The sequence below is a fragment of the Rhodococcus sp. IEGM 1409 genome, from assembly GCF_030056735.1.
Classification (GTDB): Bacteria; Actinomycetota; Actinomycetes; order Mycobacteriales; family Mycobacteriaceae; genus Rhodococcus_F.
The window spans coordinates 141,262-151,717 of sequence record NZ_JASHKN010000014.1 but is presented as its reverse complement, the minus strand read 5'-3'; the positions used below and the strand labels follow the sequence as shown (position 1 = coordinate 151,717).

12 protein-coding genes are annotated in these 10,456 nt (G+C 62.0%); 1 reads left to right on the top strand and 11 read right to left on the bottom strand.

Going from position 1 to position 10,456, the window contains the following annotated elements; all coding sequences use genetic code 11:
• Positions 1–190: 190 nt before the first annotated feature.
• A complete protein-coding gene (gene murA, locus QM716_RS27610) occupies positions 191–1,450 on the bottom strand; it encodes a UDP-N-acetylglucosamine 1-carboxyvinyltransferase (RefSeq protein WP_283307440.1) in 1,260 nt (419 codons plus the stop codon).
• 54 nt (positions 1,451–1,504) lie between these two features.
• On the opposite strand from murA, the gene QM716_RS27605 reads away from it, so the two are divergent.
• Entirely contained in the window at positions 1,505–2,077 is a 573-nt protein-coding gene (locus QM716_RS27605) for a cob(I)yrinic acid a,c-diamide adenosyltransferase (protein ID WP_283307439.1), read from the top strand.
• Between the two features lie 10 nt (positions 2,078–2,087).
• On the opposite strand, the gene QM716_RS27600 is transcribed toward QM716_RS27605, so the two are convergent.
• From QM716_RS27600 to QM716_RS27555, 10 genes are all read right to left on the bottom strand, one after another.
• Positions 2,088–2,510 (bottom strand): DUF2550 domain-containing protein, encoded by a 423-nt coding sequence (locus QM716_RS27600; protein WP_058037053.1) that lies wholly within the window; start codon positions 2,508–2,510, stop codon positions 2,088–2,090.
• Positions 2,511–2,559: 49 nt separating this feature from the next.
• Complete coding sequence (locus tag QM716_RS27595; protein WP_003941287.1) at positions 2,560–2,928, bottom strand: F0F1 ATP synthase subunit epsilon; 369 nt, start codon at positions 2,926–2,928, stop codon at positions 2,560–2,562.
• A 6-nt stretch (positions 2,929–2,934) separates the two neighbouring features.
• Entirely contained in the window at positions 2,935–4,386 is a 1,452-nt protein-coding gene (atpD, locus tag QM716_RS27590) for a F0F1 ATP synthase subunit beta (protein WP_003941349.1), read from the bottom strand.
• 3 nt (positions 4,387–4,389) lie between these two features.
• Positions 4,390–5,373, bottom strand: coding sequence for a F0F1 ATP synthase subunit gamma (locus QM716_RS27585; protein ID WP_283307438.1), 984 nt, complete (start codon positions 5,371–5,373; stop codon positions 4,390–4,392).
• 48 nt (positions 5,374–5,421) lie between these two features.
• Positions 5,422–7,065 carry a F0F1 ATP synthase subunit alpha gene (gene atpA / locus QM716_RS27580; protein WP_283307437.1) on the bottom strand — a complete coding sequence of 548 codons (1,644 nt, stop codon included), beginning with the start codon at positions 7,063–7,065 and terminating at the stop codon, positions 5,422–5,424.
• A gap of 62 nt (positions 7,066–7,127) precedes the next feature.
• A complete protein-coding gene (locus QM716_RS27575) occupies positions 7,128–7,952 on the bottom strand; it encodes a F0F1 ATP synthase subunit delta (protein ID WP_283307436.1) in 825 nt (274 codons plus the stop codon).
• A gap of 5 nt (positions 7,953–7,957) precedes the next feature.
• Complete coding sequence (locus QM716_RS27570; protein WP_042923197.1) at positions 7,958–8,518, bottom strand: F0F1 ATP synthase subunit B; 561 nt, start codon at positions 8,516–8,518, stop codon at positions 7,958–7,960.
• Between the two features lie 7 nt (positions 8,519–8,525).
• Positions 8,526–8,774 (bottom strand): ATP synthase F0 subunit C, encoded by a 249-nt coding sequence (locus QM716_RS27565; protein WP_042923194.1) that lies wholly within the window; start codon positions 8,772–8,774, stop codon positions 8,526–8,528.
• An 83-nt stretch (positions 8,775–8,857) separates the two neighbouring features.
• A complete protein-coding gene (gene atpB / locus QM716_RS27560) occupies positions 8,858–9,685 on the bottom strand; it encodes a F0F1 ATP synthase subunit A (protein ID WP_283307435.1) in 828 nt (275 codons plus the stop codon).
• Positions 9,686–9,965: 280 nt separating this feature from the next.
• A complete protein-coding gene (locus QM716_RS27555; protein ID WP_411194354.1) occupies positions 9,966–10,436 on the bottom strand; it encodes a Cg1360 family ATP-synthase-associated protein in 471 nt (156 codons plus the stop codon).
• Positions 10,437–10,456: the final 20 nt, after the last annotated feature.

The window sequence follows — 10,456 nt, the reverse complement described above, 5'->3', positions numbered from 1 at the left end:
TCGTGTCACTCACCCTCGCAGGTGGGAGTCGGTGTCCGTGTCGCTCTGACCTGGAATAAGTTACGCGAACCTTCGATCAATTCACAAATCGCCTGGTCACTACAGCGAATTGGACAGTTAAGGCCAGGTCAGACAGTTTTGCCATTCCACCGACGGCAACAAGGCGCGAGTGTGACGCCGAGCACCGAACCTATTCGGTGCCCACCCGCTCGATCACTCCCCCGAGTCCACGGAGATTCTCGACGAATCGCGGGTACCCACGGTCGATGTGGAAGATGTCGTGGACTTCGGTGGTTCCGTCCGCGACCAACCCGGCAAGCACGAGCCCGGCGCCGGCCCGAATGTCCGAAGACCACACCGGCGCACTCGACAGCACTGGAACGCCGCGGATCACGGCATGGTGGCCGTCAGTACGAGCGTCGGCGCCGAGTCGGATCATTTCCTCGACAAATCGGAAGCGTGATTCGAACACGTTCTCGGTGATCATCGACGTGCCCTCGGCAACCGCAGCCAAACCGATTGCCATCGGCTGCAGGTCGGTCGGGAATCCGGGATAAGGCAAGGTTGCGAAATTGACCGCTTTAGGCCGTTCGCGCTGGATGACACGGAAGCCGTCGACCTCGGGCGTCACCTCCGCGCCGGCTGTCCGAAGCTTGTCGAGGACCAGTCCGAGATGCTTGTGGTTCACTCCGCGAACGCGGACGTCACCCCTGGTCATAGAGGCTGCGACGCCCCACGTTGCAGCGACGATCCGATCGCCGATGACACGGTGGGTAGCAGGTTCCAACTTGCGGACACCTTGAATGGTGAGCGTCGAACTTCCGCCGCCCGATACCTTGGCGCCCATTTCGTTGAGCATGTTGCAGAGATCCACGATCTCGGGCTCACGTGCAGCGTTGTCGATAACCGTCTCACCTCGGGCGAGCACTGCTGCCATCAAGATGTTCTCGGTTGCGCCCACCGACGGGAAGACCAGGCGAATGTTCGCGCCGTGCAGGTCGTCGGCCTCGGCGACCACGCATCCATGTTCGATCTCGCTGCGCGCACCCAACAGACGGAGTCCGGATTGGTGCATGTCGAGTGGCCGCGAACCGATAGCGTCGCCGCCAGGCAAGGCGACAACAGCGCGTCGACAACGCGCGACCAGCGGACCAAGCACACACACCGATGCGCGAAACTGTTTCACCGCGTCGAAGTCAGCGTGATACTTCGGCTCGGCCGGCGTCGTGATCCGCACTTCGGAGTCTTCGAGTTCAACCTCGCAGCCCAGACCTCGCAGGACGTCCGCCATCAGGGGTACGTCGAGAATGTCCGGGCAGTTGGTCACGACAGTGGTGCCTTCGGCCAACAGCGCCGCGGCCATCAGCTTCAGCACACTGTTCTTGGCCCCTCCCACCAGTACTTCACCTTCGAGGCGGTTACCCCCGGTCACAAGAAAGTGCTCACTCACGGTTCACAGCCTAGAGCCACAACCTCGTCGGCACCGCGCCGGTACCGTAGCCCTATGTCTGTTCACCTGACGAAGATCTACACCCGGACCGGCGACGACGGGACCACGGGCCTCAGCGATTTTTCCCGCGTGTCCAAGAACGATCCGCGTCTGGTCGCCTACGCGGATTGCGACGAGACCAATGCAGCGATCGGTGTGGCCGTTGCCCTCGGCACTCCCCCGCAGAATCTCCTCGCGATGCTGCGCCAGATCCAGAACGATCTCTTCGACGCGGGGGCCGACTTGTCCACCCCTGTTGTCGAGAACCCGAAGTACCCACCGCTGCGGGTGACTCAGGCCTATATCGATCGACTCGAAGGATGGTGTGATGAGCTCAATGAGCAACTCGCACCGTTGAATTCGTTCATTCTGCCGGGTGGAACTGCCCTGGGAGCCCTGCTTCACGTAGCAAGGACCGTCTCACGGCGCGCGGAGCGTGCGGCCTGGTCCGCCATCGATGCGAACCCGGAAGACACAAGCGTCCTCCCCGCGAAATACCTCAACAGGTTGTCGGATCTGTTCTTCATCATGGGAAGAGTGGCAAATCCTGAGGGCGATGTGCTCTGGAAGCCCGGCGCGGGGGCTTGAGCGGGACCGGTCAGGCGGTGCGTCGCCTACGGGCGCGCCCGTCCGGCCGTGACTCGACCCAGGACAGGAAAGCTGTCAATGCCCCACTGTCCAAGGCGATTTCGTAGGCCGACGATCCGTCGTTGACCTTGACGACGACGATGTCGTCGCTCATGATGTCGAATTCAGTGCCTGAGGGAGAGCGACGGCTCTCGACCTCGATACCTTGACGATCAATTCTGGAGTCCGGGCCGGGCCGCAGACTCGACAGTTTGAAAAAAACGAATGTGCTTTCGCCGTAGCGAATGATTCCGTGCCGCCACCCGCTGTCCCCCGGGGATGGCAAGACACGAAGCAGTGCAGCAGTACCGCCTCGGCGCAAAACTACAAGACGATACAGAAAAGCCGCGACGAGAACCGCGAGCAGCACAACCAGAATGATCAATACAGTCATTCCGAATGTCACTGTTCGTCGGCTCCCGTCGCGGCTTTACTCGAGTAACTTACGCGCGCTCGACGGCCCGGAGCTGACCCTTGGCGACCGCAATCGCTTCGAGGTCGCCCGAGTTCTCGGCCAAGACAGCCTTGGCTGCCTCGACGTCGATGTCCTGTGCCATGTCCGCGGACTCGGCAAGGATCGTCACCGTCGTCGCAGTGACGGAGAGGAACCCTCCGTGTACTGCAGCAACGATACGCTCGCCGTCGACCGAGGTGATCGACACGGTTCCGCCCTCGATCAGCTGGCCGAGGACCGGCTCATGCCCAGGCATGATTCCGATTTCACCCTCGGTGGTCTGAGCGCTGACCAGCGTCGCCGAACCAGACCACAAGCGCTGCTCGACGGCAACGAGTTCTACGGTCATCTCAGCCATCGTGGACTACTTCCCGGCCATCTTCTTGGCTGCAGCCTCGACGTCGTCGAGTCCACCGCAGCTGTTGAATGCCTGCTCGGGCAGGTGATCGAACTCGCCCTTGCAGACGCGGTCGAAGGCTTCGATCGTGTCGCGGAGCGGCACGACGGAGCCGGGCTCACCGGTGAACTTCTCGGCAACGATGAAGTTCTGGCCGAGGAACTTCTGGATACGACGGGCGCGGCCGACGAGGACCTTGTCCTCTTCCTGAAGCTCGTCCATACCGAGGATGGCGATGATGTCCTGCAGTTCCTTGTACTTCTGCAGGATGCGCTTGACCTCGTTGGCAACGCGGAAGTGCTCCGCACCGACGATGCCGGGCTCCAGGATGCGGGAGGTCGAGCTCAGCGGATCCACAGCGGGGTAGATACCCATCTGCGAAATCGGGCGCGAGAGCTCGGTGGTGGCATCGAGGTGCGCGAACGTCGTAGCCGGCGCGGGGTCGGTGTAGTCGTCGGCGGGCACGTAAATAGCCTGCAGCGAGGTGATCGAGCGACCACGGGTCGAGGTGATGCGCTCCTGGAGCTCACCCATCTCGTCCGCCAGCGTGGGCTGGTAGCCCACTGCCGAAGGCATACGGCCGAGGAGGGTGGAAACCTCGGAGCCTGCCTGCGTGAAGCGGAAGATGTTGTCGATGAACAGCAGAACGTCCTGGCCCTGAACGTCGCGGAAGTACTCCGCCATCGTCAGTGCGGACAGGGCGACGCGCATACGCGTTCCGGGCGGCTCGTCCATCTGGCCGAAGACAAGGGCGGTGTCCTGAAGGACGCCCATCTCTTCCATTTCCAGGTGAAGGTCGGTGCCCTCACGGGTACGCTCACCGACGCCTGCGAACACCGAGGTGCCCGAGAACTCGCGAGCGATACGCGTGATCATTTCCTGGATCAGAACGGTCTTGCCGACGCCGGCGCCACCGAACAGGCCGATCTTTCCACCCTTGACGTACGGGGTGAGAAGGTCGATGACCTTGATACCGGTCTCGAGGATCTCGGTCTTACCTTCGAGCTGATCGAAGGCTGGTGGCTTGCGGTGGATGCCCCACTGCTCGCCGTCGCGGCCGAGGCCCGGGGTGTCGAGGCAATCGCCCAGTGCGTTGAACACGTGGCCCTTGACGACGTCACCGACGGGAACCGAGATCGGCTTGCCCGAGTCGGTCACTGCAGTGCCGCGGACGAGGCCGTCGGTGGGCTGCATGGAGACGGTGCGGACCAGGTTGTCACCGAGGTGCTGTGCAACCTCGAGCGTCAGCGTCTTGGCGACCGAGGGAAGCGTGATCTCGGCGTTCAGGGCGTTGAACAGTTCAGGAACAGCGCCACGCGGGAATTCAACGTCCACGACGGGACCGATGACCCGCACGACGCGGCCGGCTACGGCCGAAGCCGAACCTGCCCCGTTGTTTTCGGTTACTGCTGCGGTCATGTGCTAGTCACTTCCTGCGCTCGAGGCGAGCGCGTTGGCGCCGCCGACGATCTCGCTGATTTCCTGGGTGATCTGGGCCTGGCGAGCCTGGTTGGCCTGACGGCTCAACGTGTTCACCAGTTCGTTTGCGTTGTCCGTCGCGGCCTTCATGGCGGTACGACGGGCTGCCGACTCCGATGCCGCAGCATCGAGAAGCGACGAGAAGATACGAGTGCTGACGTACTTCGGGAGAAGAGCACCGAGAAGCTTCTCGGGCTCGGGCTCGAAGCTGAAGTCCGCGACGGGGCCATTGTCATGGTCGTCGTCGTGGCCGTTGGTCAGCATGTCGTCACCGAGTTCGATGCGCTCTTCCGACACGAAGACCTCGAGAGGAGCCATACGGCGAACCTCGGGAGTCTGCGTCAGCATCGACACGAAGCGGGTGTAGACGATATGGAGCTCGTCGACGCCCTCGATCGTGCCTTCACCGTTCGGAGCGGCAACCTGGTTACCCGAACCAGCCATGAACAGCTCCACCAGGTGGCGGCTGGCCTTCGCTGCATCCGAGTAGCCCGGATCCTGCGAGAAGCCCGTCCACGCTGCACCGATGTCGCGGCCGCGGAACGTGTAGTAGCCGAGTCCCTTGGAACCGAGCACGTAGACGACCGGCTCCTTGCCCTCGCTGCGGAGGAGAGCCATGAGCTCTTCTGCCTGCTTGAGGACGTTGGAGTTGTAGCCACCACACATGCCGCGGTCACTGGTGACAACAAGCACGGCAGCCCGCTTGGGCTCCGGACGCTCGTTGAGCAACGGGTGATCGAGCGAAGCAGACGCACTCGCCAATTCGGTGAGTACCTTCGTGATCTCCTCGGCATACGGCTTGGACGCGGCGACGCGAAGCTGAGCCTTGGTGATACGCGAAGTCGCGATCAGTTCCTGTGCCTTGGTGATCTTCTTGGTCGAGTTGACCGACTTGATACGAGACCGCAATTCGAGAATGCTCGCCATCGATCAATCACTCTCCCTTCGGAATTCGCAGGTTCATGGGCGCGTACGTCACTTGCTGACGGTCTTGCGCTTGACGTTGATCTGCTCGTTCGCGACCTCGTCGGCGCCCAAAGCGTCAGCCTCGGCTTCGTTCACGACCCGGCTTCCGTCGGATGCGATGAAGCCTTCCTTGAACTTGTTCGTTGCAGCGATCAGCTCAGCAGCGTTGTCGGCATCGAGTGCCTTGCCGCCGTTGATGCTGGAGTAGACGCCTGCAGCCGAGTGCTTGAGGTCTTCGAGCAGTTCCTTCTCGAAGCGACGGACGTCGCTGATCGGAACGCTGTCGAAGATGCCTTCGCCGGCGAGGTAGATCGAAACGATCTGGTCCTCGACGGGGATCGGGCTGTACTGATCCTGCTTGAGCAACTCGACCAGACGGGCACCGCGCTCGAGCTGAGCCTTGGAGGCAGCGTCGAGGTCGGAGGCGAAGGCGGAGAACGCTTCGAGCTCACGGAACTGAGCCAGTTCCAGACGCAACGAACCGGAAACCTTCTTCATGCCCTTGGTCTGTGCAGCACCACCGACGCGGGAGACCGAGATACCGACGTTGATCGCGGGGCGAACGCCCTTGTTGAACAGGTCGGACTCGAGGAACACCTGACCGTCGGTGATGGAGATGACGTTGGTCGGGATGTAAGCCGAGACGTCGTTCGCCTTGGTCTCGATGATCGGCAGAGCCGTCAGCGAGCCACCGCCGAGTGCATCGGACAGCTTCGCCGAACGCTCCAGCAGACGGGAGTGCAAGTAGAAGACGTCACCGGGGTAAGCCTCGCGTCCCGGCGGGCGACGCAGCAGGAGCGAGATGGCGCGGTACGCCTCTGCCTGCTTGGTCAGGTCGTCGAATACGACCAGAACGTGTTTGCCCTGGTACATCCAGTGCTGGCCGATGGCCGAGCCGGTGTACGGTGCGAGCCACTTGAAGCCTGCGGAATCAGATGCCGGAGCAGCAACGATGGTGGTGTACTCCATCGCGCCCTTCTCCTCGAGGGCAGCCTTGACGCCCGCGATGGTGGAACCCTTCTGACCGATGGCAACGTAGATGCAGCGAACCTGCTTGTTGACATCGCCGGAATCCCAGTTGGCCTTCTGGTTCAGGATGGCGTCGATGCAGACCGCGGTCTTGCCGGTCTTACGGTCGCCGATGATGAGCTGGCGCTGGCCGCGGCCGATCGGGGTCATGGCGTCGATAGCCTTGATACCGGTCTGGAGCGGCTCTTCGACCGGCTGACGCTCGAGCACCGAAGCAGCCTGCAGTTCGAGTGCACGGTTTTCGGTGCTCTCGATCTCGCCGAGGCCGTCGATGGGCGCACCCAGCGGGTCGATGACGCGGCCGAGGAAAGCATCGCCGACGGGAACCGACAGAACGTCGCCCGTGCGCTTTACTTCCTGGCCTTCTTGGATGTTCTGGTAATCGCCAAGGATGACGGCACCGATTTCGGTGGCATCCAGGTTGAGCGCGACGCCGACGATTCCACCGGGGAACTCCAACAGCTCGTTGGACATAGCCGAAGGCAGGCCAGAGACGTGCGCAATGCCGTCACTGGTGTCGGTCACTGTGCCGACCTCCTCACGGGAGGCCTCCGGGGAGTAGCTCGCGGTGTAGTTGTCGATCGCGCTACGGATCTCGTCGGAGGAGATCGTCAGCTCCGCCATGTTTTTCCTGCTCTCGGTGTCTGGTCTTCGAAAAGATCTGGAGTATGTGTTCGGCTGAAGGACTACTTGAGGTTCTTCCGCAGTGCTGCGAGTCGACCCGCTGCGCTGCCGTCGATAACCTCGTCGCCCACCCGGACGACCAAGCCGCTGAGGAGTTCTGGATCGACCTCGACGTGTACTGCTACCGGCTTCCCGTAGGTGCGGGTAAGAGTGCTGGCCAAGCGATCCGACTGCTCCGAGCTCAACGCCGAGGCGCTGCGAACGTGAGCAACGGTGGTATCGCGCTGCGCTGCGGCAAGATTCGACAGCTGATCGAAAGTGTCTGCGGGCGCAGACTTCAACCGGCCGACGGCCTGTCCGGCGAGTGCCTCGGTGACCGCAGTGACCTTGCCGTAGAGCAAGCGGGAGAGGAACTCACGCTTGCGGGCTGCGGGAACCGACAGATCCGAGAGCGTCTGCTCCAGGCTGGGATCCCCTGCCACGATGCGGCCGAGACGGAAGAGCTCGTCCTCAACGGTGTCCAACTGGCTCTGATCGGCTGCGGCGCGGAGCAGAGCTTCGCGTCCGAGCAGTTCGAGCGAGTTGACCAAGTCGCGGGCCGCAGACCAGTCCTGGCCTGCAGCTGCCTTCACGGTGGCGAGCGCCTCGGCGCCGACCTTTCCGGAGAACAACTGCTGTGCCAAAGCCTGGCGACCAGCGGCCGGTGCCGAAGCGTCAGCCAGCGCGCTGCGAAGAGCGCGCTGGCCGTCGAGTACCTCGACCACCGAGAAGAGCTCGGACCCAGCCTGAGCAGAAGCAGCAGTTGCGGCTCCTGCAGAGACGGCGCCCAGGGCACTGCTCAGCGCAGAACGAGTCTGCGCCAAGGCTTCACGGCTCGCTGCGTACATGTTGCTCACTTCCTGGCTGAATCAGCGCTGACGGTGTCGAGCTCGTTGAGGAATCGATCAACCGTTCCGGCGCGCTTCACGTCGTCGGCGAGGGACTCCCCGATGACCTTCTCGGCCAGGTCTACAGCGGTCTTGCCGAGATCCGAGCGGAGCTCAGCGACGATCTGCTGGCGCTGGGCAACGAGCTGGCTGTGGCCTGCGGCCACGATGCGGTCGCTCTCGTCCTGCGCCTGAACCTTCATGTCAGCGATGATCTGCTGACCCTGGGTACGCGCTTCCTCTCGGATCTGCGCTGCCTCGGTACGAGCTTCGGCGAGCTGTGCGCGGTACTGCTCGAGCGCTGCTGCTGCCTCTGCCTGTGCTGCTTCGGCCTTCTGAATACCGCCCTCGATCTGCTCGGTGCGTTCGGCCAAGACCTTCTGGAACTTCGGAAGAACGAGCTTCCAGAAGACAAAACCGACTACGACGAGCGCGACCGCGGACCACACGATGTCGTATGTCTCGGGAATGAGGGGATTGTGTTCGGTCGTCCCCTCCGCCGCGAGAATTGCGATGGTGGCTGCCATGTCTGTCTTAGAAGATGAAGCCGGCGACAAGGCCGATCAGCGCGAGGGCCTCGGTGAATGCAATACCGAGGAACATCGTGGTGCGAACCTGTCCGGCCATCTCGGGCTGGCGGACCATGCCTTCGATTGCCTTACCAACAACGATACCCACGCCGATGCCGGGGCCGATCGCTGCGAGGCCGTAGCCGATGGCTCCGAAGCCCTTGGAGCGAGAGACAGTCTCGGCAGTTTCCTGTGCCAGGTATGCGAGGCTCATGGTGTTCCGTTCCCTTTCTGTTGACCTCCGCCGGATTCGACGAGAGGCTCAGTTCTTGTTGTAGCTGGTGAGGAGGTAAAAGGTCAGTGCTCGTCGGCGTGGAGCGCCAGTTCGATGTACACGGCGGTCAGCAGCGCGAACACGTAAGCCTGCAGGAAGATGACCAGCAGTTCGAAGAACGTGAATGCGATACCGGCAATGATCGACGGAACGCCGAAGATCGCCTGGAATCCGCCGGACACGAAGAAGAAGTAGTTCGTCGCGCTGAAGAACAGCACCAGCAGGATGTGGCCGGCCAACATGTTGGCCATAAGACGAACCATCAGCGTGAACGGACGCAGGATGAAGGTCGAGATGAACTCGATGGGCACCAACAAGAAGTGCAGGGGCAGCGGGACGCCGGGAACGACGATGCTGCTCTTGACGTACTTGAAGAAGCCGTACTTCTTGATTCCCACGTAGTTGAACACGATGTAGGCGAGCGCTGCGAGTACCAGCGGCATACCGATTCGCGCGTTGGGCGAGATGTTCAGGAAGGGAATGACGCTGGCCAGGTTGCTGGCGACCACGAGGAAGAAGATCGTCGTGATGACCGGCAGGAAGCGCTTGCCCTGTTCCTTGCCCAGGATCTCCTCGGCGATGTTGATCCGAACGAAGTCGAGCGCAAGCTCAGCTGCGTTCTGAAGTCCGCGGGGAACCAATCGAGGGCTGCGCATCGCGATCACGAAGAACGCTGCGACCAGCACCGACATCAGCAGACGGATCAGCATCAGACGGTCGAGCTCGAAGGGGCCCGCGTGAATCAACACAGAGGGCGGGAAAAAATCGTCTAGTGACGGCGGATGGAATTCATCCGCGGCCAGGGTGGTGACGCTCAGCGTTCTCTCCCGTAGTCGGTCCGCAGCCATCATTGACTGTGGTTCGATCGGACATTGACGATCTACAAGTCGACAAGTTCGACTCGCGCATTCGTCAGCAGCTGGAGAACCCTAGAGGGACCTGGCGTCTGTCGGTGTCGGCGACTCTCGTCGACTCAGCGGTCAGAATTTCGACCACCTGCGAGCACATGGCATCGTCGGCTGAGTGTTACTCGGCCCACCATTGCTCTCGCTTGAACCGAACCTTATCAAGTCATCTACGACATTGTGTAGATGGGGTACCTGGAAGTCCGATTAGTTACGTCTTGTAGTACTACTCGGCGTCGTCGACGTTGCTGCTGGGAGTGGGATCAACGTACGGAGTCTTGGTTGCGAGAACCCCGTATGTTTCCGCACCGAGCACCACGACCAGAGACATGATGATGACCAGGACGAGGGCGGTCTTGTTGTAGAAGTCCATGTCCGAGAGGACAAACAGAACCACCATCGCGAGAATCATCTTCAGCAGCCATGTACCGAGCAGAACTGCGCCGGCCGTAAGCGCGGGCAGCTTTGCCGTGAGCAGCACGCCCAACGCCGTGAACAGGATGAACCCGCCGCCGACCGCTGCGCCGATCAGTGCGCCGTAGACGCCTTCCTTGCCGGCGAACAACCCTCCCAGGAGCGCGCCGACCACGGCCAGCGCGATCAGCCCCATCACACCCCACTTCACGGCTGCCTTCATGGCGGCGGTCGAATCAGGGATGGGTTGAGAGGCAGGTACTGGCTGCGGCGTGTTCGTCACGATGCCCAAGGGTAATGGAT